The sequence below is a fragment of the Nocardioides marmoriginsengisoli genome, assembly GCF_003725695.1.
Lineage (GTDB): Bacteria > Actinomycetota > Actinomycetes > Propionibacteriales > Nocardioidaceae > Marmoricola > Marmoricola marmoriginsengisoli.
On sequence record NZ_RJSE01000007.1, the window covers coordinates 785,204 to 807,039 of the forward strand.

The 21,836-nt window shown below is 71.5% G+C and carries 21 protein-coding genes; 12 read left to right on the top strand and 9 right to left on the bottom strand.

Annotated features, from left to right (window positions below):
* Position 1 precedes the first annotated feature (1 nt).
* Positions 2–3,379: a pyruvate carboxylase gene (locus EFK50_RS12290; protein WP_123227836.1), complete on the top strand. Its 3,378-nt coding sequence runs from the start codon at positions 2–4 to the stop codon at positions 3,377–3,379.
* A gap of 49 nt (positions 3,380–3,428) precedes the next feature.
* Positions 3,429–4,250 carry a class I SAM-dependent methyltransferase gene (locus EFK50_RS12295; RefSeq protein ID WP_123227837.1) on the top strand — a complete coding sequence of 274 codons (822 nt, stop codon included), beginning with the start codon at positions 3,429–3,431 and terminating at the stop codon, positions 4,248–4,250.
* On the opposite strand, the gene EFK50_RS12300 is transcribed toward EFK50_RS12295, so the two are convergent.
* Both EFK50_RS12300 and EFK50_RS12305 read right to left on the bottom strand, forming a co-directional pair.
* Entirely contained in the window at positions 4,247–4,534 is a 288-nt protein-coding gene (locus tag EFK50_RS12300) for a DUF1905 domain-containing protein (RefSeq protein ID WP_123227838.1), read from the bottom strand. The genes EFK50_RS12295 and EFK50_RS12300 overlap by 4 nt on opposite strands.
* 8 nt (positions 4,535–4,542) lie before the next feature.
* Positions 4,543–5,103 (bottom strand): TetR/AcrR family transcriptional regulator, encoded by a 561-nt coding sequence (locus EFK50_RS12305; RefSeq protein ID WP_123227839.1) that lies wholly within the window; start codon positions 5,101–5,103, stop codon positions 4,543–4,545.
* Between the two features lie 208 nt (positions 5,104–5,311).
* Between EFK50_RS12305 and EFK50_RS12310 the strand changes: the two genes are divergently transcribed.
* Entirely contained in the window at positions 5,312–6,529 is a 1,218-nt protein-coding gene (locus tag EFK50_RS12310) for a cytochrome P450 (RefSeq protein WP_123227840.1), read from the top strand.
* A gap of 6 nt (positions 6,530–6,535) precedes the next feature.
* On the opposite strand, the gene EFK50_RS22650 is transcribed toward EFK50_RS12310, so the two are convergent.
* The gene (locus EFK50_RS22650; RefSeq protein WP_148046143.1) at positions 6,536–8,101 is read right to left on the bottom strand and encodes a LuxR family transcriptional regulator; all 1,566 of its coding nucleotides are present in this window, start codon (positions 8,099–8,101) and stop codon (positions 6,536–6,538) included.
* 60 nt (positions 8,102–8,161) lie between these two features.
* Positions 8,162–8,734: an RNA polymerase sigma factor gene (locus tag EFK50_RS12320; RefSeq protein ID WP_123227842.1), complete on the bottom strand. Its 573-nt coding sequence runs from the start codon at positions 8,732–8,734 to the stop codon at positions 8,162–8,164.
* 251 nt (positions 8,735–8,985) lie between these two features.
* Here EFK50_RS12320 and EFK50_RS12325 point away from each other — a divergent pair, with 251 nt between their 5' ends.
* A complete protein-coding gene (locus EFK50_RS12325) occupies positions 8,986–9,324 on the top strand; it encodes a hypothetical protein (protein ID WP_123227843.1) in 339 nt (112 codons plus the stop codon).
* A gap of 10 nt (positions 9,325–9,334) precedes the next feature.
* Here EFK50_RS12325 and EFK50_RS12330 read toward each other — a convergent pair whose 3' ends face one another.
* Positions 9,335–9,808: an acyl-CoA thioesterase gene (locus tag EFK50_RS12330; RefSeq protein ID WP_123227844.1), complete on the bottom strand. Its 474-nt coding sequence runs from the start codon at positions 9,806–9,808 to the stop codon at positions 9,335–9,337.
* Between the two features lies 1 nt (position 9,809).
* Complete coding sequence (locus EFK50_RS12335; RefSeq protein WP_123227845.1) at positions 9,810–10,184, bottom strand: nuclear transport factor 2 family protein; 375 nt, start codon at positions 10,182–10,184, stop codon at positions 9,810–9,812.
* Positions 10,185–10,246: 62 nt separating this feature from the next.
* On the opposite strand from EFK50_RS12335, the gene EFK50_RS12340 reads away from it, so the two are divergent.
* The 3 genes from EFK50_RS12340 to EFK50_RS12350 all read left to right on the top strand — a co-directional run bounded on the left by EFK50_RS12340 (position 10,247) and on the right by EFK50_RS12350 (position 13,080).
* Positions 10,247–11,176, top strand: coding sequence for a siderophore-interacting protein (locus EFK50_RS12340; RefSeq protein ID WP_123227846.1), 930 nt, complete (start codon positions 10,247–10,249; stop codon positions 11,174–11,176).
* Between the two features lie 105 nt (positions 11,177–11,281).
* Positions 11,282–12,277 (top strand): ATP-binding cassette domain-containing protein, encoded by a 996-nt coding sequence (locus EFK50_RS12345; protein WP_425454382.1) that lies wholly within the window; start codon positions 11,282–11,284, stop codon positions 12,275–12,277.
* Positions 12,274–13,080: an ABC transporter permease gene (locus tag EFK50_RS12350; protein WP_123227847.1), complete on the top strand. Its 807-nt coding sequence runs from the start codon at positions 12,274–12,276 to the stop codon at positions 13,078–13,080. The genes EFK50_RS12345 and EFK50_RS12350 overlap by 4 nt, the downstream gene beginning before the upstream one ends.
* Before the next feature lie 9 nt (positions 13,081–13,089).
* On the opposite strand, the gene EFK50_RS12355 is transcribed toward EFK50_RS12350, so the two are convergent.
* Positions 13,090–14,118, bottom strand: coding sequence for a quinone oxidoreductase family protein (locus EFK50_RS12355; RefSeq protein ID WP_123227848.1), 1,029 nt, complete (start codon positions 14,116–14,118; stop codon positions 13,090–13,092).
* 54 nt (positions 14,119–14,172) lie between these two features.
* Here EFK50_RS12355 and EFK50_RS12360 point away from each other — a divergent pair, with 54 nt between their 5' ends.
* Together EFK50_RS12360 and EFK50_RS12365 are read left to right on the top strand one after the other, a co-directional pair.
* Complete coding sequence (locus EFK50_RS12360; protein ID WP_123227849.1) at positions 14,173–14,838, top strand: TetR family transcriptional regulator; 666 nt, start codon at positions 14,173–14,175, stop codon at positions 14,836–14,838.
* Entirely contained in the window at positions 14,835–16,031 is a 1,197-nt protein-coding gene (locus tag EFK50_RS12365; RefSeq protein WP_123227850.1) for a sulfotransferase family protein, read from the top strand. Before EFK50_RS12360 ends, EFK50_RS12365 begins: the two co-directional genes overlap by 4 nt.
* 12 nt (positions 16,032–16,043) lie before the next feature.
* Here EFK50_RS12365 and EFK50_RS12370 read toward each other — a convergent pair whose 3' ends face one another.
* Positions 16,044–16,307, bottom strand: coding sequence for a DUF3263 domain-containing protein (locus EFK50_RS12370; protein WP_246004136.1), 264 nt, complete (start codon positions 16,305–16,307; stop codon positions 16,044–16,046).
* 224 nt (positions 16,308–16,531) lie between these two features.
* Between EFK50_RS12370 and EFK50_RS12375 the strand changes: the two genes are divergently transcribed.
* Both EFK50_RS12375 and EFK50_RS12380 read left to right on the top strand, forming a co-directional pair.
* The gene (locus tag EFK50_RS12375) at positions 16,532–18,706 is read left to right on the top strand and encodes a glutamine synthetase III family protein (RefSeq protein WP_123227852.1); all 2,175 of its coding nucleotides are present in this window, start codon (positions 16,532–16,534) and stop codon (positions 18,704–18,706) included.
* Positions 18,707–18,746: 40 nt separating this feature from the next.
* The gene (locus tag EFK50_RS12380; RefSeq protein WP_123227853.1) at positions 18,747–19,601 is read left to right on the top strand and encodes an LLM class F420-dependent oxidoreductase; all 855 of its coding nucleotides are present in this window, start codon (positions 18,747–18,749) and stop codon (positions 19,599–19,601) included.
* On the opposite strand, the gene EFK50_RS12385 is transcribed toward EFK50_RS12380, so the two are convergent.
* On the bottom strand, positions 19,596–21,206 hold the full coding sequence (locus EFK50_RS12385; protein ID WP_123227854.1) for an AMP-binding protein: 1,611 nt from the start codon (positions 21,204–21,206) through the stop codon (positions 19,596–19,598). The genes EFK50_RS12380 and EFK50_RS12385 overlap by 6 nt on opposite strands.
* Positions 21,207–21,301: 95 nt before the next feature.
* Between EFK50_RS12385 and EFK50_RS12390 the strand changes: the two genes are divergently transcribed.
* The gene (locus EFK50_RS12390; RefSeq protein WP_123227855.1) at positions 21,302–21,808 is read left to right on the top strand and encodes a nitroreductase family deazaflavin-dependent oxidoreductase; all 507 of its coding nucleotides are present in this window, start codon (positions 21,302–21,304) and stop codon (positions 21,806–21,808) included.
* Positions 21,809–21,836 lie beyond the last annotated feature (28 nt).

Genomic DNA, 21,836 nt, shown 5'->3' on the forward strand with positions numbered 1-21,836 from the left:
GATGTTCAACAAGGTCCTGGTGGCGAACCGAGGCGAGATCGCGATCCGCGCGTTCCGGTCGGCGTACGAGCTCGGCGCGGAGACGGTCGCCGTGTTCCCGTGGGAGGACCGCGGCTCCGACCACCGGCTCAAGGCGGACGAGGCCTACCAGGTCGGCGAGCGCGGGCACCCGGTGCGGGCGTACCTCGACGCCGCGCTGATGGTGCGGACGGCGGTGGAGGCCGGTGCCGACGCCGTCTACCCCGGGTACGGGTTCCTCTCGGAGAACCCGGAGCTCGCCGAGGCCTGCACGGCCGCGGGCATCACCTTCGTCGGTCCGCCGGCCGAGATCCTGACCCTGACCGGCAACAAGGCCCGGGCGATCGCCGCGGCGCGCGCTGCCGGCGTACCGACGTTGCGCGGTATCGATCCGGGCACCGACGTGGACGCGCTGGTCGAGGCGGCCTCGGCGCTGCCGTTCCCGGTCTTCGTCAAGGCCGTCGCCGGCGGCGGGGGCCGCGGGATGCGCCGGGTCGAGCGCGTCGCCGACCTGCGCGAGGCGATCGAGACCTGCATGCGCGAGGGCAGTGCGGCGTTCGGCGACCCGACCGTGTTCGTGGAGCAGGCCGTCGTGGATCCGCGGCACATCGAGGTGCAGATCCTGGCGGACGCGCACGGCGAGGTGATCCACCTCTTCGAGCGGGACTGCTCGGTCCAGCGCCGGCACCAGAAGGTCGTCGAGATCGCGCCGGCGCCGAACCTGGACCCGGAGGTGCGCGACCGGATCTGTGCCGACGCGGTCCGGTTCGCGCGCGAGATCGGCTACGTCAACGCCGGCACCGTGGAGTTCCTGCTCGACCCGGCCGGCGACTACGTATTCATCGAGATGAACCCGCGGATCCAGGTCGAGCACACCGTGACCGAGGAGGTCACCGACGTCGACCTGGTCCAGGCCCAGCTCCGGATCGCGTCCGGCGAGTCCCTGGCCGACCTGGGCCTGACCCAGGAGTCGGTGCGGCTGCGCGGCACCGCGCTGCAGTGCCGGATCACCACCGAGGATCCGGCGAACGGCTTCCGCCCGGACACCGGGGTGATCACGACGTACCGGTCGCCCGGCGGAGCCGGGATCCGGCTGGACGGCGGCACGACGTACACCGGTGCCGAGGTCTCCGCGCACTTCGACTCGATGCTCACCAAGCTGACCTGCCGCGGCCGCGACTTCACCGCGGCGGTCGCCCGGGCGCGGCGCGCGGTCGCCGAGTTCAGGATCCGCGGCGTGGCGACCAACATCCCGTTCCTGCAGGCGGTCCTGGACGACCCCGACTTCCGGGCCGGGCGCGCGACGACCGGGTTCATCGAGACGCACCCGGGGCTGCTCCGTGCCCGGTCGAGCGCGGACCGCGGGACGAAGCTGCTCACCTACCTGGCCGACGTCACCGTGAACCGCCCGTACGGCGACCTGCCGAGCACCACCGAGCCGACCTCCAAGCTGCCCGCGCTCTCCGGGCCGCCGGTCCCCGGGTCGCGGCAGCTGCTCCTCGAGCTCGGACCCGAGCGGTTCGCCCGGGCGCTGCGCGACCAGGAGGCGGTCGCGGTCACCGACACCACCTTCCGGGACGCGCACCAGTCGCTGCTGGCGACCCGGGTCCGGACCCGGGACCTGCTCGACGTGGCCGGCCACGTGGCCGCGAACACGCCGCAGCTGTGGTCGGTGGAGTGCTGGGGCGGGGCGACGTACGACGTCGGGCTCCGGTTCCTGGCCGAGGATCCGTGGGAGCGGCTGGAGGCACTGCGCGCCGCGGTGCCGAACCTCTGCCTGCAGATGCTGCTGCGGGGGCGCAACACCGTGGGCTACACGCCGTACCCGACCGAGGTCACCCAGGCCTTCGTGGAGGAGGCGACGGCGACCGGGATCGACGTGTTCCGGATCTTCGACGCGCTCAACGACGTCGAGCAGATGCGCCCCGCGATCGAGGCCGTGCGCGCCACCGGGACCGCGGTGGCGGAGGTCGCGCTCTGCTACACCGGCGACCTGTCCGATCCGGCCGAGTCGCTCTACACGCTGGACTACTACCTCGGCCTGGCGCGGCGCATCGTCGACGCCGGGGCGCACGTGCTGGCGATCAAGGACATGGCCGGCCTGCTTCGCGCGCCGGCCGCCCGGACCCTGGTCGGCGCGCTCCGCAGCGAGTTCGACCTCCCGGTCCACCTGCACACCCACGACACCGCTGGCGGTCAGCTCGCGACCCTGCTGGCCGCGATCGATGCCGGGGTGGACGCGGTCGACGCGGCCTCCGCGGCGATGGCCGGAACGACCTCGCAGCCGTCGCTCTCGGCGCTGGTCGCGGCGACGGACCACACCGCGCGGGCGACCGGGCTGGACCTGACCGAGGTGTGCGACCTCGAGCCGTACTGGGAAGCGACCCGGCGGCTCTACCGGCCGTTCGAGTCCGGCCTGCCGGCGCCGACCGGGCGGGTCTACCGGCACGAGATCCCCGGCGGCCAGCTGTCGAACCTGCGGCAGCAGGCGATCGCGCTCGGGCTCGGTGACCGGTTCGAGCAGGTCGAGGAGCTGTACGCCGCGGCCGACGACATCCTCGGCAACATCGTCAAGGTCACCCCCAGCTCCAAGGTGGTCGGCGATCTCGCGCTGCACCTGGTCGCGGTCGGGGCCGACCCGGCGGAGTTCGCCGCCGAACCGGGGCGGTTCGACGTACCGGACTCGGTGATCGGGTTCCTCGCCGGCGAGCTCGGCGACCCGCCGGGAGGGTGGCCGGAGCCGTTCCGGACGAAGGCCCTCGCCGGGCGGAACCGGCCGGCCCCGGTCGCGGCGCTGACCGACGAGGAGCGCCGCGGTCTGGCCGTGGACCGGCGCCGGACGCTCAACCGGCTGCTCTTCCCGGGGCCGACCCGGGACTTCGCGGAATCCCGGGCGAACTACGGCGACCTGACCGCGCTCGCGACCCGGGACTACCTCTACGGGCTGCGCCCGGGCGAGGTGCACGAGGTCGAGATCGAGGCGGGCAAGACCTTGCACCTCGGCCTCCAGTCGGTGACCGAGCCGGACGAGCGCGGCATCCGCACGGTGATGTGCACGATCAACGGGCAGCTCCGCCCGATCCCGGCCCGCGATCGCGGCGTCGCCGCCGCGGCACCGGCCCAGGAGCGCGCCGACGCGAACGTTCCGGGTCAGATCGCCGCGCCCTTCGGGGGCGTGGTCACCACGGTGGTCTCGGCGGGCGACCTGGTCGAGGCCGGTGCGACGGTGGCCACCATCGAGGCGATGAAGATGGAAGCGTCGATCACCACCCCGATCGCGGGCCGGGTCGGGCGGGTGGCGCTCAGCGGCCCCCAGCAGGTCGACGGCGGCGACCTGGTGCTGACGGTGGAGAAGGCCTGAGCGTTCCCGGCGGGTGTGCGTGACCGGCGAACGGGAGTAGGTTCGCAGGATGGACGATCGGCGGTCCAGCGGTGACGCGCAGTTCGGGGGATCGATCCCCGACCTGTACGAGCGCCTGCTGGTCCCGATGATCTTCCAGGGGCCGGCGACCCGGCTGGCCGGCGTCGTCGCGGCGACCTCGCCGCGGACGATCCTCGAGACCGCCGCCGGGACCGGAGTGCTGACCCGGGCGCTGGTGCAGCAGTGCCCGGACGCGCGGATCACGGCCACCGACTTGAACCAGCCGATGCTGGATGCCGCCGCCACGAGGACTGCCGCAAGGGTCCGGTGGCAGCAGGCGGATGCGCTGGACCTGCCGTTCGAGGACGGGTCGTTCGACGTGGTCGTCTGCCAGTTCGGCGCGATGTTCTTCCCGAACCGAAGCGCCGGCTACCGGGAGGCGGGCCGGGTGCTCGCTCCGGGCGGCACCTTCGTCCTCAACGTCTGGGACCGGATCGAGAACAACGAGGTCACCTACGTGATCGAGTCCGCGATGGCGCTGGCGGCGCCCGCCGATCCGCCCCGGTTCATGAGCCGCACCCCGCACGGGTACTTCGACCCCGACCGGATCCGGGCCGACCTCGCGGTGGCGGGGATGACCGACGTGGAGATCGTTGCGGTCGACGGCATCGGCGTCACCACCGCGGCGGACGCGGCGGTCGCGTTCTGCCAGGGCACGCCGTGGAGCGGAGAGCTCGCCCGGCATCCGACGCTGGACGTCGCGACCGCGACCGGGATCGCCGAGCAGGCGCTGCTCGACCACTTCGGGTCCGGGACGATCGACGGCCGGATCCGCTGGTTCGAGGTGGTCGCGCGGCCGGGGACCGCCTAGGGCCGGCCGACGTTCAGGGCAACCGCCAGCACCTGGTCGGGTTCGATCCCGGCCTCCTTGCGGACGGCGCTCTTCAACGGGATCAGGTAGCGGCCGTCCTTCGGGAACAGCGCGGTGCTGAACTCGGTGTCGCCGATCCGCGCGATCACGGGGACCTGGCCCCAGTACTCCAGTCCCTTGGCGGCGAACTTGATGTCCGCGCTCTCCTCCTCCGGCACGCGCAGGAAGTAGTACGGCGCCGGACCGCGCCACTCGACGACCGGGCCCTCGAACTCGAAATCCATCGTCGCCATCATGCCCGACCGAAGGCCGGCGCGACGTACGCCGTCACCAGCGCCCGCTCGGTCGCGGCGTCCTGGGCCGGCCAGGCCAGCAGCATCAGCACGACCCGCACCACCCACTGGGCGCCCAGGGCGTCGGTGGCCGGGAGGCCGGTGAGCGCGGACGCGACCGAGGTCAGCTCCGCGGAGCCGCGCAGGTAGTCGTCGGCGAAGGAGTTGCGGCGGCTTCCGAACCAGGCGGCCAGCGCCCGGTCGGCACGGACCGCCGCGACCGAGACCAGGATCGCCTCGACGACCCGCTCCGGTCCGGAGATCCCGCGCAGCTTCTCCTCGACCCGGTCGCCGACCCGGGACGCGGCGTCGGCCAGCACCATCGCCAGCAGCGCGCTCTTCCCGCCGACGTGGCGGTAGAGCGTTGCCCGGGAGCAGCCGGCCCGCGCGGCGACCGCCTCGGCGGTGAACTTGTCGAGTCCGCGCTCGGTCAGCAGGTCCCGGGCGGCGCCGCGGATCCGGGCGATCGCGAGCTCGTGGCGCTCGCCGCCGGTGAGCCAATCGGTGCTCGGCGTGCTCATCCCACCTCCGTGACAGGTGAACCAATTTGTCTCACTCTAAGACAGATTCGGCTCCACTGTCGCCCGGGTTCGGGCTCGGTCCGGGACCGCGGTGAGAGGGCCCGTCGGGTACGCCGGACCGCCCGCGTCTCAGTCCTCCCGAACGCCTTGTCCGGAGCATCGCGCGGCACCACGATTGCCGGCAAGCACCCGCCCGTTCGGAGGAACCATGACCGCGACCACCGTGCCCCTCGACCTGTTCGCCCCCGAGCACGTCGACGATCCGGCTGCGCTGTTCGAGCGCCTCCGCCGTACCGCCGCCGTGCACCGAGTGCCGGGCACGAGCTTCCACCTGGTCTCCACCTGGGACCTGGTCCAGGAGGCGGTTGCCCGGACCGAGGACTTCTCCTCCGAGCTGCGCTCGGTGATCCTGCAGGGGGCCGACGGTGCCGCCACCGAGCTGGGCATGGACGGCGGCGGCACGATCGAGCAGGTGCTGGCCACCGCGGACGACCCGTCGCACAAGCTCCACCGCGGCCTGGTGCTGCAGACGCTCGGCAAGCGGATCCGCGCGCTGGACCAGGACGTGACCGCGTTCGCCGGCGAGCTCTGGGAGGCGCACGCCCGGGACGGTCACGTCGACTGGGCGGACGCGATGGCCGACCGGCTGCCGCTCGCCATGGTCGCGCGCCTGATCGGGCTTCCCGAAGCCGACGTGCCGCGGCTCCTGGACCTCGCCTACGAGAGCACCGAGCTGCTCGGCGGCATCGTCGCCGCGGACCGGATGGACCGCCTCGTCGCCGCCTCGATCGAGCTGTACGGCTACCTCGCCGAGCACTTCGACCGGGCACGTCGGCATCCGGGCGACGACCTGCTCGGCACCCTGGCCGCAGCCTGTGCCGACGGCGGCCTGCAGCCGGAGACGGCCGTCCTGATCCTGCTCCAGCTGGTCGGCGCCGGAGGTGAGTCCACCGCCGGGTTGATCGCGACCTCGGCCCGGCGGATGGCGGAGGACCCGGTGGTCCAGGCCCGGCTCCGCTCCGACCCGGCCCTGATCGACCCGTTCCTCGACGAGTGCCTGCGCCTGGAGTCGCCGTTCCGCGGGCACTACCGCGTCGTCACCCGCGACACCGCGCTCGGCGGCGTGCCGCTGCCGGCGGGCAGCCACCTGCTGCTGCTCTGGGGTGCGGCCAACCGGGACCCGGCGCGCTTCACCGACCCCGACGTCCTCGACCTCGACCGGCCGGGCATCCGCCAGCACCTCGCGTTCGGGAAGGGGGCCCACTTCTGCGTCGGGTCGTCGCTGGCCCGGATGGAGGCGACGGCGGCGCTCCGCCTGCTGCTCGACCGGACCGAGCACGTCGATCTCGACCCGGAGGCCCTGCCGACGTGGGTGCCGAGCATCTTCGTACGCCGGCACCGCACCCTCCCGCTGCGGTTCCGCTGACGCCGGTCAGAGCCACCCGGCGCTCCGGGCGAGCGCGGCCGCCTCGCCGGTCTTCGCCACCCCCAGCTTCTGCCGGATCGATCGCAGGTGGGTCTTGACGGTGTTCAGGGACACGTACAGCTCCTCGGCGATCCCGGACTGGCTGTGGCCGCGGCTGACCAGGGCGAGCACCTCGAGCTCCCGGCTGGTCAGCGGGGTGTCGCCGGTGAGGTCCACGGGTGCCGGCGCCGGCACCGCGACGTGCGAGCTCCCTCCCTCGAGGAAGGCGACGATCTCGGCGGCCCAGGCGTTGCCGGGCGACGCTGCCAGGGCCCGCCGGGCAAGCACCAGGTTCTGGGTCGGGAGGAAGAGGGCGAACACCCGGCGAGCGTTGACAGGTTCGGTCCACGCCAGCGCCTGCTGCATGCTGGCATCCGCGTCCTCGGAGCGACCGAGCTTCTCCAGCAGGCCGGACTCGTACGCGCAGGCGCAGGCGAAGGTCAGCGAGAGGTGCCGCACCCGACCGGAGGTGATCGGGTCGAGCAGCGCCAGGGCCTCGTCGAGGTCACCGCGCTTGCCGGCGATCATGGCGCGCACCATGATCGCCTCCGCCGGTGCCGGGACCAGGTCGAGCCGGGACGTGTACGCCTGCGCGCGGGCCCGGTCGCCCTGCTGCACCGCCAGGTAGGCATCCAGCATCATCAGGGGCAGTGCCCAGACTCCGCCGCGGGCGACCCGGTGGTCCACCGAGGCGCTGGCGAGCACGCTCCTGGCGGCCTGCATCTGCCCGGTGTGGAGAGCGTCGTGGGCAGCCATCGCGATCGCGAGCGAGGCCAGGGTCGGATCGGCCTCGGCCTCCGGCCGGACGGTCGGGAGCTGGGCCAGCAGGTCCCAGGCGACCGGTGCGCCCTGGAAGTGGTCGGCCCAGCCGAGGGTGAGCTGGGCGCGGACCTTCCAGAACGGCGGCGGTCCGCTCGCGGCGTCGTGGTGGCCGAGGTCGAGCGCGGCCCGGGCGAACTGGGCGGCCATGCTCGGCCGGCCGCGCGGAATCTCGGCGAGCGCCAGCCGCGAGAGGATCGACGCCTCCGGGCCGCGGACCCCCAGCACCTTGACCAGGGTCAGGGCGGCGACCAGGTGCTCCGTCGCCGAGTCGATCGCGTCCAGGTCCGCGGTCATGTCGGCCTGGATGCAGGCAGCGATGTTCAGGTGCAGCAGCACGCGTTGCCACGGGTGCAGTGCCGCCGGTGCCGTCAGCAGCTCCGCAGCCAGGGCGTAGGCCTCCGGGTCCGGACGCAGCTGGACCCGGGCGGACCACAGGCGCAGCGTGACGACGTCGCACCGGTGGGTGAGGTCCTCGCTCAGCGACTGGTACCGGAGTCGTTCGACCAGCTGCAGGCTCGCGCCGAGGTGACCGGTCCGGGCGAGCGCGAAGATCAGGTACGGCGCCGCGGCCGTGTTCGCGGCGGTCGCCGACTCGGCCTCCAGCCAGGCGATCACCTCCGGGTCGTCGTACGGGTCGGGCGCGATCCGACTATCCCCGTCGCCGTCGGCGCTCGGGAGCTCGTCCGAAGGAACCCAGGGTTGCCCAGCCACACCAGTACAGACTCCGGCAGCGCGCACGCATTACGCGGAACGTCCAAGATCTGATGGTCATCAGGCGCAGGCGCGTCGCCGGTGGAGGTCCTCCAGGCTCGGGTGGCTGCGGAGCCGGTGCCGAGCCCGGGTGGCCATCGCCGAGATCGCCCCGGTGGACTTCCCGAGGTCGAGCGCCAGCTCCAGGATGCTCTCGTTCTCGACCTCCAGGCGCCAGAGCAGGGTGCGCCAGGCCTCCGGGAGGTCGCGGAGGGCGTCGAGCACCGGCGACGCCGGAGGCAGGTCGATCTCGACGACCTGGGTGTCGAGGAAACCGGTGTCGTCGGTCGGCCGGCACCGGGACCGTTCCTTGCTGTGCTGCCAGGCGACCCGAGTCGTCGTGATCGACAGGTAGCCGGCGAAGTTCGTCGTCGGACCGTTGCCGCCGTGGATCGCGCGCAAGGTCCGGGCGAACCCCTCCGCGACGACGTCCTCGACCTGGTCGGCCGGGGTGCCGGCCCGCCGGGCGGCACGCGCCCCGCAGTCGAAGTGCCGGGTGTAGAGGACGCCGAAGCAGTCCAGGTCTCCTTGCCGGACGCCGGTGACGAGCGTCGCGTCGTCCAGCTCCTCCAGGTCCGTCCCCAGCTCCACCATGCTGCCGATCCCTTCCTCGTGCGGCCACAGGTCGGGCCCCCGGGATCGATGCTCGGCGCGAGGACATAGCCGCCGAATCACACAAAAGGGTGATCTTGCGTCGAAAAGGAGGAGGAAAAGGATGAGATCCGGCCTCCGCCCCGCGGGTTCGTCCACAACTGCCCGGGCAAGCGCGTCACGAATGGCGCGTCGGGCGATCAATCGAGGTGAGCGCGGTTGCACAGCCGTGCCGCGTCGTCAGGAGGAGAGCTGTGAGCGAGTCAGTCGAACGAGCCTGGTCGTCGGAACGCGAGGATGACCTGGAGGCACTCGAGGTCCTGGTCCGGGGAGTCCTCGGCGACATCGATCGCTACGAGGCGCAGCTGCCGCACCTGGTGGTGTGCGTCGACCTGTCGCTGGGGGATGCCACCTTCTCCGGGCCGTTCGCGTCCTACGCCCAGGCCCAGCAGGTGGCCGACCACGAACGGCGCTCGGTCGGGCCGTCGAGCCAGATGATCTTCCGGGTCACCCCGCTGTACCCGCCGCTCCGGCTGGCGCCGGCGATCGACGGGGCGGTCGGCGACGCCGCGGTCGGTGCCGGCGAACGGTGATCGGGGAGCGTCAGGGACGCAGGCCGACGCCGGGGCCGTGGAACTGCTCCAGGTCGGCGCGGACGGCGTCGTCCATCTCCCACGACGTCGCCGTCTCCGAGTTCCAGAAGACGAACGACGACTCGGCGACGAGGGCGGGCGGGTGCTCGGCGGAGGTCCGCATCTGGGTCGCGACGGTGAACGAGGACCGGCCGAGACGGCTCACCCAGATCCGGACCAGGAACGGCGTGTAAGGGATGAATCGCATCTCCGCGTGGTAGTCGACGCGCTGCGACCCCATCAGCTCGACGATGCCGGCCGGCCGGTTCCGGAGCAGGCCCGGCCGGCTCTCCGGCGAGCGGTCGTCGAAGACCGGGGCGAACATGAAGAACTGGATCCGGGCCTCGTCGATCACCCGGACCGCCTCGACGTTGTCGACGTGCCCGCCGACGTTGATGTCGCGGAAGCGGGTCTGGATCTCGGTGTCGAACCGGCGGCCGGTCATCTCAGCCGAAGGTCATGTCGCCGTCGTTCCACCAGGCGCGCATCGAGCGGATCAGCCCGTCCTCGTCGAAGGCCATCATCTCCATCGGGTCGAGGACGGCGACGCCGGCGCCGGTGTCGGTCTCGATGTGGAAGTGGAAGGCCGCCTCGCCGCCGGAGGCGCGGATGGCGAGCAGCTCGGTGGTGACCTTCATCGGCTCGAGGGTCGCGTAGAAGCCCTGGATCGCCTCGCGGCCGACCAGCGGCTCCGATCCGACCGGGTCCTCCAGGACGCCGTCGGGGGCGTAGAGCGCCACGATCTCGGCGGCCGTGCCGGTGGCGACCAGCTCGAGGTAGCGACGGACGTTGGCTTCGGCCTGCTCGTTCGTGATGGGCATAGAACATGTTCTACCACTGCCCGGGCCCTGGCTGTTGATTAGGTAAGGCTACCCTTTGTTACATGGTCACGACTTCGTCCTTGCCGTTGCTGTTCGTCGAGCTGGAGACGCTCAGCGTCGAGCGGCTCTCGCCGTCCTTCGTCCGGGTCGTCCTCGGCAGTCCCGAGCTCGCCGACTACGGCATCGAGGGTCCGCGCTACGACCAGCGGATCAAGCTGATCTTCCCCGGCGCGCGGCAGACCGCTCCGGCCGCGCTCGACGAGGAGTCGATGCAGGCCTGGTGGGGCCTTCCGGAGGAGGAGCGCGGGCACATGCGCACCTACACGATCCGCGACGTCCTCGGCAGCGGCCGGGAAACCCGTTTCGTGGTCGACATCGTCGTGCACGAGGACGGCCTCGCCGGCCCCGGCGGCAGCTGGGCGCTCCGGGCGGTCCCGGGTGACCGGGTGCAGGTGATGGCGCCCCGCCGCGGCGTACCGTTCGGCGGGATTGAGTTCGCGCCGCCGCAGGTCAACCACCTGCTACTGGTCGGCGACGAGACCGCGCTGCCGGCGATCGCGAGCATCCTGGCCGACCTCGACGCTACCAGTGTCGGCCGGGTCTTCCTCGAGGTCCCGGACGTCGGCGACATCCTCGACCTGGCGGCGCCTCCCGGGATGGAGCTCTGCTGGCTGCCGCGCGGGCACACCGACGCCGGCGCCCGGCTGGTCCCGGCGATCCGGGCGCACTTCGGTCTCGGCGCCGGGGAGTGGGCCACCGACGCCGAGATCGACCCGGACCTCTGGGAGACGCCGACCTGGTCCTCCTCGGGGGCCGATCTCGACCAGGACGCGCGCTCGGACGGGCCGCTCGCCGACCTCTACGCGTGGATCGCCGGCGAGTCCCGGATGGTCACGACGCTGCGCCGGGCGCTGGTCAAGGAGCTCGGCGTCGAGCGCTCCCAGGTCGCCTTCATGGGCTACTGGCGCAAGGGCGTCTCGATGAAGTCCTGACCGCTCCCGGGGAACTCTCCTCGGCCCGGGCCCGTTGTCGGTGCGGCTGACTAAGGTCGGCCGGGCCGGCGAATGGCTGTCGCCGGCAACGACGGAGATGAGGGTGTGGACGAGTTGACAGAGATGATCAGCGCGACCGGATTGGTCAAGCGCTACAAGAACGTCGAGGCCCTCCGCGGCCTCGACCTGAGTGTTCCCGAGGGCAAGGTGCTGGCCCTGCTCGGCCCCAACGGTGCCGGCAAGACGACGGCGGTGCGCATCCTTGCCACCCTGATCAAGCCCGACGAGGGCACCGCGGTCGTCGCCGGCCGCGACGTCCTCAACGACGCCGAGGGCGTCCGTCGCAGCATCGGCCTCTCCGGCCAGTACGCCGCGGTCGACGAGCACCTGACCGGGTTCGAGAACCTGGAGATGGTCGGCCGGCTCTACGGGCTCGGCGGGGTGGCGTCGAAGGCGCGCGCCCGGGAGCTGCTCGAGCGCTTCGACCTGAGCGACGCCGGCGACCGTCCGTCCAAGACCTACTCCGGCGGCATGCGCCGCCGGCTCGACCTGGCCGGTGCGCTGGTCGCCGCGCCGCCGGTGCTGATCCTCGACGAGCCGACCACCGGGCTCGACCCGCGCAGCCGGCAGCAGATGTGGGAGGTCATCCGCGAGCTGGTGGGTGCGGGCTCGACGCTGCTGCTGACCACCCAGTACCTCGAGGAGGCGGACAAGCTCGCCGACGACATCGTGGTGATCGACCACGGCCGGCAGATCGCCCGCGGCACCGCCGACGAGCTCAAGTCGCAGACCGGCGGCGAGCGGATCGAGGTCGTCCTGGTCGACGACGGCGATCGCGACGCCGCGGTGGCGGTGCTGGGTCAGGTCGCCACCGGCGAGGTCCAGTCCGGGGACAGCGAGCGTGCGCTGACCGCCGCGGTCACCGGGGGAGCCGACTCGCTGAGCCAGGTGCTCGCCGGATTCGCCGCCGGCGGCATCGCGGTGCTCGACATCGGCCTGCGTCGCCCGACGCTGGACGACGTCTTCCTGTCCCTGACCGGACACGCCACCGAGTCCGATACCGACTCCGATGCCGGCTCCGCCGGAGGGGAGGGCGCATGAACGCCGTGTCCCGCGCGCTGACCGATGGCTGGGTCATCACCAAGCGCAACCTGATCAAGATCAAGCGCGTGCCCGAGGTGCTGATCTTCGTGCTGATCTCGCCGATCATGTTCGTGCTGCTGTTCGCCTTCGTGTTCGGCGGCGCGATCAACCCGGGTGACGGGGTCTCCTACAAGGAGTTCCTGATCGGTGGCATCTTCGCCCAGACGGTCGTCTTCGGGGCGACCTTCACCGGTGCGGGTCTGGCCGAGGACATGCAGAAGGGGATCATCGACCGGTTCCGGTCGCTGCCGATGTCCCCGGCTGCCGTCCTGGTCGGGAGGACCACCTCGGACGTCGTCTACAACGTGCTGTCGCTGATCATCATGGCGCTGACCGGACTGCTGGTCGGCTGGCGGATCCGGGACGGGGCGCTGGACGCCCTGGCCGGGTTCGGGCTGCTGCTGCTCTTCGCCTACGCGATCAGCTGGGTGATGGCGTGGGTGGGCCTGCTGGTCCCGAGCGTCGAGGTGATCAACAACGCCTCGTTCATCGTGATCATGCCGCTGACCTTCGTCTCCAACGCCTTCGTGCCGATCCAGTCCTTCGACGGGGTGCTGCGCACGATCGTCGAGTGGAACCCGGTGTCGGCGCTGACCCAGGCGGCCCGGGACCTCTTCGGCAACCTGCCGCCGGGCGAGACCGTCTCCGACGCGTGGTCGTTGCAGCACCCGGCGCTCTACACGCTGCTCTGGGTGGTCGGCATCCTGCTGGTGTTCGTGCCGCTCTCGGTGCGGCAGTACCGGCTCGCGTCGAGCAAGTGATCGAGTAGCTCAACCGAGCCGGACGACGGTCCGGCCGACCGCGCGGCGCTGGAGGTGATCCTCCAGCGCCGCGCCGGCTTCGTCGAGGGAGACCACCCGGCCGACGTGCGGGCGCAGTTCGGTCGTGACCAGGTCGGTCAGGGCCGCGTGCACCCGGTCGCCCTCCTCGCGGAGGAACGGGTTGAAGCCGAACCGGCGCATCCCGGGGTCGACGGCGTCGACCCAGGCGCAGACGACGCCGACGACCGAGAAGTTGCCGATGCTGATCATCCGCAGCGGGCGTCCGCTCATCCCGTTCTCCGGGTCGTCGGTGAAGCCGACCGGCAGGTAGCGGCCGCCGCGCGCCACGCAGGTCCAGGACTTGCCGACGAACTCGCCGCCGGCGAGGTCCAGGATCACGTCGGCACCCGCGTCGCCGGTCGCGGAGAGGACGGCCTCGACCCAGTCCTCGGCGGTGTGGTCGATGACCAGGTCCGCTCCCAGGGAGCGGCACAGCGCGGCCTTCTCCGGTGAGCTCACGGTGGCCAGCACCCGGGCGCCGGCGGCGACACCGAGCTTGATCGCGGCGGTGCCGAGACCGCTGGCCCCGGAGTGCACCAGCAGCGTCTCCCCGGCCCCCAGCCCGGCTCGCACGTGCAGGGCCAGGTAGGTGGTGTGGAACGGCAGCAGGAAGGCGGCCGCCTCGGTGTCGGTCAGCTCGGCCGGCGCGGCGAACACGCCCGCGGCCGGGGCGACGACGTACTCGGCGAGACCGCCGAGCGCGTCCTTGGCGACCGCCAGCACGCGCTGGCCGGTCCAGCTCTCGGCTCCTGCGCCGGCCGCTTCGACGACTCCGCAGAGATCCATCCCGAGGGTGAACGGCGGATCCTGGGTGACTGAGACCAGTCCGCCCTGGCAGCGCAGGATGTCGTTGTAGTTGAGCGCCGCGGCGGAGGTCCTGATCAGCACCTCGCCGGGTCCCGGCGCCGGCCGTTCGATGTCGTTGACGGCCAGGACGTCGATCGGATCGCCGTGCCGGGTGACCTGCAGCGCGCGCATTGTGCTCCTCGGGGGCTGGACAAGAATGTGAGACTCAGTATCATTCGAGTCACCATGGTGGTCAAGGGAACGACGTCTCGACAGGCTCGGCGTCCGGGTGCGGAGCCCGGCCTGCGGGAGCGGAAGCGTTCGGCCACCCAGCAGCGGATCGCCGAGGCCGCCGCCCGGCTGGCCACCGACCAGGGCATCGCCGAGACGACGGTCGACGAGATCGCGACCGCTGCGGGGATCGGCCGCGCCACTTTCTTCCGGTACTTCGACTCCAAGGAGCTCGCGATCGCGACCGGGCTCTCCGACGCCGGGGCCTACGTGCTCGCCGGGGTGCTGGCCGACGTACCGGCTCGGCTGGGGCCGCTGGACGCGGTCCGCGCCGCCTACGCCCGGCTCGGGGAGGACTTCGAGGCGTACCGGCCGATGTTCCTGGAGCAGGCGCAGCTGAGCCGGTCGTCGCCGGCGATGCTCGCCTGGACGCTCTACCTGTACGTCGACTGGGAGGTCGCGATCGCCGAGGCGGTCGCCTCCCGGTTCACCGACCTGCGCCCCGGTGACCCGCGCCCGCGGATGCTCGGCGCCCACACCATGACCGCCGCCCGGCTGGCCTGCGACGAGTGGGTCGCCGACGCCGGACGCGGTGATCTCCCCGCGCTCATCCAGCAGTACCTCGCCGCGTCCCCGACGAGCACCCCGACCAGCCCGACCAGCCCGCAAGGAGAGTCATGACCGAGAGCACTCTGCAACGCCGCGACCGCCTCGTCGACGCCGCCATCGCGGCAGCGGGTTCCGACGACTTCGGCGCCGACTCCTGGCAGGAGGGCCTGGAGATCTATCTCGCCTCCCTCGCCGAGAGCGCCCGGCTCAACGAGGTCGGCGTCGGTGTCGCCGAGGACGGCATCGTCGGCGACCTGGCCAACCGGCTGCGGATCGAGGAGTGGCGCAAGACCCATCCGGCTGTCGCGGAGCAGGAGGTCCGGGCGCCGATCATCATCGTCGGGCAGCCGCGCACCGGCACCACCATCCTGCTCGACCTGATGGCCCAGGACCCGGCCAACCGGGCACCGCTGAGCTGGGAGATCGAGCGGCCGGTCCCGGCGCCGCGGACCGCCAGCTTCGACACCGACCCGCGGATCGCCGAGGCCCAGGCCGGGTTCGACCTGGTCGACGCGTTCATCCCGGGCTTCGCGTCGTTCCACGAGCTCGGCGCCCAGCTGGCGCAGGAGGACGTCCGGATCTTCACGAGCGACTTCCGCTCGATGCAGCACTCGCTGCAGTTCGAGGTGCCGGCGTACAACCGCTGGCTGATGCACGAGGCGGACATGGCGCCGGCGTACCGGTGGCACCGGCGCTTCCTGCAGCACCTGCAGTCCGAGCACCACTCCGAGCGCTGGCTGCTGAAGTCGCCGGCGCACCTGTGGAGCCTGCCCGCGCTGATGGCGGAGTACCCGGACGCGATCGTGATCCAGAACCACCGCGACCCGCTCAAGGTGATCGCCTCGATCAGCGCCCTCGGCGCCAGCCTGCGCGAGATGACCACCGACCACTTCGAGGTGACCCGGCTGGCGGCGCAGTACGGCGAGGACATCGTCCTCGGCCTGGATCGCGCGCTGGAGGCTCGGCGCGACGGGGTGTTCGCCGACGCGGACGGTGCGGGCGGCCGGGTGATCGACATCCGCTACCAGGACATCCGGCACGACCTGATCGGCGGGGTCGCGCGGATCTACGACGAGATCGGCCTGGAGCTCACCGCGGAGGCGGAGGCTCGGATGCGGACCTTCCTGGCGGCGCATCCGGGCGACCAGGGCGGCAGCCTGAAGCGGTACTCGTTCGCGGAGACCGGGCTCGACGAGGGCGAGTACCGGGAGCGGGCACGGGCGTACCAGGAGTACTTCGACGTGGAGTCCGAAGAACTGGGCTAGTGGCTGAGACCCCTAGTGCGGCAGGTGCGCGAGCCGGAACGAGGCCGTGGAGCGGCGGCGGCGACGCAGCGCACGGGCCCGCTGCAGCCGGCGGACGAGGGTCGGGTCGTGCTCCAGCGCGCCCGGAAGGTCGATGATCTCGTTGAGCGTGCGGTAGTACTCCGAGGCCGTCATCGCCAGCTGCTGCTCCAGCTCGTGGGCCTTGCCCCCGGAGTAGCGCCACCACTGGCGCTCGAAGTCCAGGATCGCCTGCTGCTGCTGTGTCAGTTCGGCCACGGGGAAGAGACTGCCATGCCGACCTGAGCGGTCGGGTTTCGGGTCCTTGAACTCTGCGTTACGAGGTTCTCTCACCCGGGCGGTGTCAGCGAGATCACACGCTTTCCGGCACAACTTCATCTTCCTGAAACATTGCGGAGACAGGCGGCGTCGTCGCGACTCCTACGGTGACGACCGCGCCTGAGTTCGGCGCAGCACCGACCTACTTCACCTAGGGGTTCACCTTGAGCGGCAACAACGTTCGACTGCAGGCCATCAAAGACGTCGAGGCGTACGTGCCTCCGGCAGCGAGCTTCGCGCTCCACGAGACTCCCGGGGACATCTTCGGCGAGAACGTCTTCAGCACCTCGGTGATGCAGCGCCGCCTCCCCAAGTCGGTCTTCAAGTCCGTGATCGCCACCATCGAGCGCTCCGAGCCGCTCGACCCGCTGGTCGCCGACGCGGTCGCGTCCGCGATGAAGGACTGGGCGATGGAGAAGGGCGCCACCCACTACGCGCACGTCTTCTACCCGCTGACCGGGATGACCGCGGAGAAGCACGACAGCTTCCTGGAGCCGGCCGGCGACGGCTCGGCGCTGGCCGAGTTCTCCGGCAAGACCCTGATCCAGGGCGAGCCGGACGCGTCCAGCTTCCCCAACGGCGGCCTGCGCAACACCTTCGAGGCGCGCGGCTACACCGGCTGGGACGTGATGAGCCCGGCGTACGTGCTGGAGAACCCGAACGGGAACACCCTCTGCATCCCGACCGTCTTCGTCTCGATGACCGGCGAGGCGCTCGACCACAAGACGCCGCTGCTGCGCTCGGAGCAGGCGATGTCGACCCAGGCCGAGCGGATCCTGACGCTCTTCGGGCACACCCCGGACCGGGTGGTCGCGTACTGCGGCCCCGAGCAGGAGTACTTCCTGGTCGACCGGCACTTCTTCCTGGCCCGCCCCGACCTGCTCAACGCCGGCCGGACCCTCCTCGGCCACAAGCCGCCGAAGGGCCAGGAGTTCGACGACCACTACTTCGGCGCCATCCCGGAGCGGGTGCTCGGCTTCATGATGGACACCGAGCGGGAGCTCTTCAAGCTCGGCATCCCGGCCAAGACCCGGCACAACGAGGTGGCCCCCGGCCAGTTCGAGGTCGCGCCGATGTTCGAGCGCGCCAACGTGGCCTCGGACCACCAGCAGCTGCTGATGACGATCTTCAAGTCGGTCGCCCAGAAGCACGGCATGGAGTGCCTGTTCCACGAGAAGCCGTTCGACGGGGTCAACGGATCCGGCAAGCACGTGAACTTCTCGTTCGGCAACAGCGCCCAGGGCAACCTGCTGCTGCCGGGCGACACCCCGCACGACAACGCCCAGTTCCTGGTCTTCTGCGCCGCCGTGATCCGCGCGGTGCACCTGCACGGGGGCCTGCTGCGCTCCTCGGTCGCCTCGGCCAGCAACGACCACCGCCTCGGCGCCAACGAGGCCCCGCCGGCGATCATCTCGATCTTCCTCGGCGACCAGCTCGCCGACGTCTTCGACCAGATCGCGAAGGGCGGCGCCACCCGTTCGAAGGAGAAGGGCACGCTGCTGGTCGGCGTGGACACCCTGCCGCCGCTGGGCCAGGACCCGGGCGACCGCAACCGGACCAGCCCGTTCGCCTTCACCGGCAACCGGTTCGAGTTCCGCGCGCCGGGCTCGATGCAGACCGTCGCTGCCCCGATGGTCGTGATCAACACGATCATGGCCGAGGCGATGGACTTCATCGCGACCGAGCTCGAGGCCAAGGTCGCCGCGGGCACCGAGTTCAACGAGGCCGTCCAGGACGTGCTCGCCGACATCGTCAGCAACCACGGCGCGGTGATCTTCAACGGCAACGGCTACTCCGACGAGTGGCAGATCGAGGCGGAGCAGCGCGGGCTGAAGAACCTGCGCACCACCGTCGACGCGCTGCCCGAGCTGATCACCGACGAGGCGATCGAGCTGTTCTCGACGTACAAGGTGTTCAGCAAGGCCGAGATGCACTCCCGCTACGAGATCGGCCTGGAGCAGTACGTGAACAGCGTCGGCGTCGAGGCTCGCTCGACGCTGGAGCTCGGCACCACGGTGATCCTGCCGGCGGCGGTCCGCTACCAGACCGAGGTGGCGACCAACCTGGCCGCGCTCAAGGCCGTCGGGGTGGAGCCGGACCTGGAGCCGCTCGAGACCGTCTCGGCGCCGCTGGCCGAGCTGCGCGCCGGACTGGCCGTTCTCGCCGGTGCGCTCACCGCGGAGACGCCGCACGACCCGCTGGCCGAGGCGACGTACACCCGCGACGTGCTGCTGCCCGCGATGGCGGCGGTCCGGGGCGCCGCGGACACCCTGGAGAGCGTGGTGGCCGACGACCTGTGGCCGTTGCCGACGTACCAGGAGATGCTCTACATCCTCTGAGGCTTCTAGGCGGGCGGGGTCCCGGGCGTAGCGTGCAGGTATGCGCCTGGGACTCCACCTCGTCAACTTCGACTTCGAGGGCCCGGTCGGCCCGGCCCTGGCCGAGATCGGTGCCGCGGTCGAGGAGGCCGGGTTCGACAACCTGTCGGTGATGGACCACTACCTCCAGCTGGAGTTCATGGGTCCGCCGAGCAGCTCCATGCTGGAGGGGTACACGACGCTCGGTTTCCTGGCGGCGCACACCTCGACCGTCGACCTGCAGCTGCTGGTCACCGGAGTGACCTACCGGCACCCGGGCGTGCTGGGCAAGATCGTCGCCACCCTGGACGCGCTCTCCGGCGGGCGTGCGGTGCTCGGTCTCGGCGCGGCCTGGTACGAACGCGAGCACCGTGCCCTGGGCATCCCGTACCCGCCCTTGAGCGAGCGGTTCGAGCGGCTGGAGGAGACTGTCCAGGTCGTCCGGCAGCTCTGGTCCGACGACGACGGGCCGTACGACGGCCGGCACTACCAGCTCGCCGAGACGATCTGCTCGCCGAAGCCGGTGCGCCCGGTGCCGATCATGATCGGCGGGTCCGGCGAGCAGAAGACGCTGCGGCTCGTCGCCCGGTACGCCGACGCCTGCAACCTCTTCGCCAGCGCCGAGTCGGGCCCGGAGGCGATCGCGGCCAAGCTGGAGGTGCTCCGCCGCCACTGCGCCGACCTCGGCCGCGACTACGACGCGGTCGCGAAGACGATCCTGTGGACCGGCGACTGCGAACCGGCGGGTTTCGTCGAGGCGATGAAGCCTTACGCCGACCTCGGGGTCAGCGAGGTGCACGTGATGCACCTCGGCGCCGAGCCGCTCGCCCTGGTTCGCGCCCTTGCCCCGCAGGTGGGCGAGCTCCGCTCCCTATAGCTGGGCGAGCTCGCGCTTGAGCACCTTCCCGGTGGGGTTACGGGGGAGCTCGTCGAGGAAGAGCACGTCCCGCGGCGACTTGTAGCGCGCCAGGTTGTCCTTGACGAAGTCCTGGACCTCGACCACCTCGAGGGTCTCGCCGGGACGGAGCACGACGAAGGCGCGCAGCCGCTGGCCGAAGGACTCGTCCTCGGCGCCGAGCACGGCGGCGTCCGCGATCGCCGGGTGCGTGACGAGCAGCTCCTCGACCTCGCGCGGGAAGACGTTCTCGCCGCCGGAGACGATCATCTCGTCGTCGCGGCCGTCGATGTAGAGCCGGCCCTGCGCGTCGAAGTGGCCCACGTCGCCGGTCGCCATCAGGCCGTCGATGACGTCCTTGCCGCCACCGCCGGTGTATCCCTCGAACGGCGAGGTGGTGCCGACGAAGATCCGCCCGGTCTCTCCTTGCGGCAGGACCTGGCCGTTGTCGCCGAGGATCTTGATCCGCACGCCCAGGGTCGGCCGGCCGACCGACGTCGGCGCCTCCCGCACGTCGACCGGGGTGGCGATCGTGGCGACCGAGACCTCCGTCGAGCCGTACAGGTTGTAGATGACGTCGCCGACCTGGTCGGAGAACTGCTTCGAGAGCGCCGCCGGCAGCTGGGACCCGGCGGTGAACGCGCACTTCAGCGAGCGGGTGTCGTACTCGGCGAGGACGTCCGGACCGAGCTCGACCATCCGCTGGAGCATCACCGGGACCACGCAGATCGTGCTCGCCCGGTGGGTGTCGATGTCGGCGAGCATCTGCCGGGGGTCGAACTTCGTCCGCAGCACCAGCTTGTTGCCGACCGAGATGGCGAGCGTGGCGAGCAGCAGCCCGGTGCCGTGGAAGAGCGGCGGCCCCATCACGGTCGACTCGCCGGACCGCATCGGCATCCGCTCCAGGACGCCGCCCGGGATCGCGAAGCCCTTCGGATCGGCTCGCGGGGCGCCCTTCGGCGTACCGGTGGTGCCGCTGGTCAGCAGCACGATCCGGCCCGGCTTCGCCGGCGCGGGCGGCAGGTCGGGGGAGCCCTCGGCGATCAGCGCGTCCAGGTCGTCGCCGCCGGCGGCCACGTCGATCGCGAACTTGCCGTGCGGCGGGGTGACATCGGCGAGCAGCTCGGTGAACTCGGCGTCGTGGATCAGCAGGTCGACGCCCTCACGGGCGCAGACCTCGGTCGCCTGCCGCGCCGAGAAGGAGGTGTTCAGCCAGAGGCTGCGCAGGCCCGCGCGGGAGGCCGCGAAGCCGATCAGCAGCGGCGCGCGGTGGTTCTTGCAGAGCATCGCGATCCCGTCGCCCTGCTGGAGGCCGCGGGCGAGCAGGGCGTTCGCGAGCCGGTTGATCAGCTCGTCGAACTCGAGGTACGTCAGCTCGCCGCGCTCGTCGGCGATCGCCGGGGAGTCCGGGTGCCGGATCGCGGCCAGGTGCACCGCGGATCCGAACGGGCCGAAGGCGCGCAGCGTCTTGAGGATCGCCACCGTCTTGGCCGGCGAGGAGCCGCCGATGGCCCCGGCCCGGAGCAGCGCGGTCAGCGCGCGCGCCTCGATGCCGGCGCGGTTGATCAGCTCGAGCGGGTTCGGCATGGGACTCCTCGGTACTGGTCAGTAACGTGAATCCGACCATGGTAGGGACAGTCGGAGGGTTCGCCTAGGGAATGTCCATCTGCTTGACTCGCGACATGGCCGAGATTCCCGATGAGTTCTGGGGCAACCGCGACGGCGCGCTGGCGCGGATCGGCACCCGGGTCGCCTCGACCAGGCCGGGGTCCTGGACCATTCGGAAGCTGATGCCTCTCGATCGGCGGCTGATGCTGCGCTCGGACGGGCGGCGGACGATCCTCGGCCCGGTCGGAGCGCCGACGCTGCTGCTGGAGACGCTCGGGCGGAAGAGCGGGCAGGTCCGGGTGAGCCCGCTGCTGTTCGCTCGCGACGGCGGGTCCGCGATCGTGGTCGGATCGAACTTCGGGCAGCAGCACCATCCGGCCTGGACCGGCAACCTGCTCGCGTCGCCGGAGACCGCGATCGTCGTACGGGGCCAGCGGATCCCGGTGCGGGCGGAGCTGCTCGCCGGCGAGGAGGCCGAGGCGGCGTACCAGCGGATGGTCGCGGTGACCAGCGTCTATGCGTCGTACCGAGGCCGGACCGACCGGGAGATCCGGGTCTTCCGGCTCACGCCGGTGGAGTGAGTCCGGTCTCACCTTAGGTAAGGCACCC

Coding starts and splice junctions, on each gene's coding strand:
- EFK50_RS12380 (WP_123227853.1), top strand. CDS start 18,747: ATGCGCCTGGGACTCCACCTCGTCAACTTCGACTTCGAGGGCCCGGTC.
- EFK50_RS12390 (WP_123227855.1), top strand. CDS start 21,302: ATGGCCGAGATTCCCGATGAGTTCTGGGGCAACCGCGACGGCGCGCTG.
- EFK50_RS12300 (WP_123227838.1), bottom strand. CDS start 4,534: ATGGATTTCGAGTTCGAGGGCCCGGTCGTCGAGTGGCGCGGTCCGGCG.
- EFK50_RS12340 (WP_123227846.1), top strand. CDS start 10,247: ATGGTCACGACTTCGTCCTTGCCGTTGCTGTTCGTCGAGCTGGAGACG.
- EFK50_RS12305 (WP_123227839.1), bottom strand. CDS start 5,103: ATGAGCACGCCGAGCACCGATTGGCTCACCGGCGGCGAGCGCCACGAG.
- EFK50_RS12355 (WP_123227848.1), bottom strand. CDS start 14,118: ATGCGCGCGCTGCAGGTCACCCGGCACGGCGATCCGATCGACGTCCTG.
- EFK50_RS12360 (WP_123227849.1), top strand. CDS start 14,173: ATGGTGGTCAAGGGAACGACGTCTCGACAGGCTCGGCGTCCGGGTGCG.
- EFK50_RS12295 (WP_123227837.1), top strand. CDS start 3,429: ATGGACGATCGGCGGTCCAGCGGTGACGCGCAGTTCGGGGGATCGATC.
- EFK50_RS12350 (WP_123227847.1), top strand. CDS start 12,274: ATGAACGCCGTGTCCCGCGCGCTGACCGATGGCTGGGTCATCACCAAG.
- EFK50_RS12365 (WP_123227850.1), top strand. CDS start 14,835: ATGACCGAGAGCACTCTGCAACGCCGCGACCGCCTCGTCGACGCCGCC.
- EFK50_RS12385 (WP_123227854.1), bottom strand. CDS start 21,206: ATGCCGAACCCGCTCGAGCTGATCAACCGCGCCGGCATCGAGGCGCGC.
- EFK50_RS12310 (WP_123227840.1), top strand. CDS start 5,312: ATGACCGCGACCACCGTGCCCCTCGACCTGTTCGCCCCCGAGCACGTC.
- EFK50_RS12320 (WP_123227842.1), bottom strand. CDS start 8,734: ATGGTGGAGCTGGGGACGGACCTGGAGGAGCTGGACGACGCGACGCTC.
- EFK50_RS12290 (WP_123227836.1), top strand. CDS start 2: ATGTTCAACAAGGTCCTGGTGGCGAACCGAGGCGAGATCGCGATCCGC.
- EFK50_RS12335 (WP_123227845.1), bottom strand. CDS start 10,184: ATGCCCATCACGAACGAGCAGGCCGAAGCCAACGTCCGTCGCTACCTC.
- EFK50_RS12330 (WP_123227844.1), bottom strand. CDS start 9,808: ATGACCGGCCGCCGGTTCGACACCGAGATCCAGACCCGCTTCCGCGAC.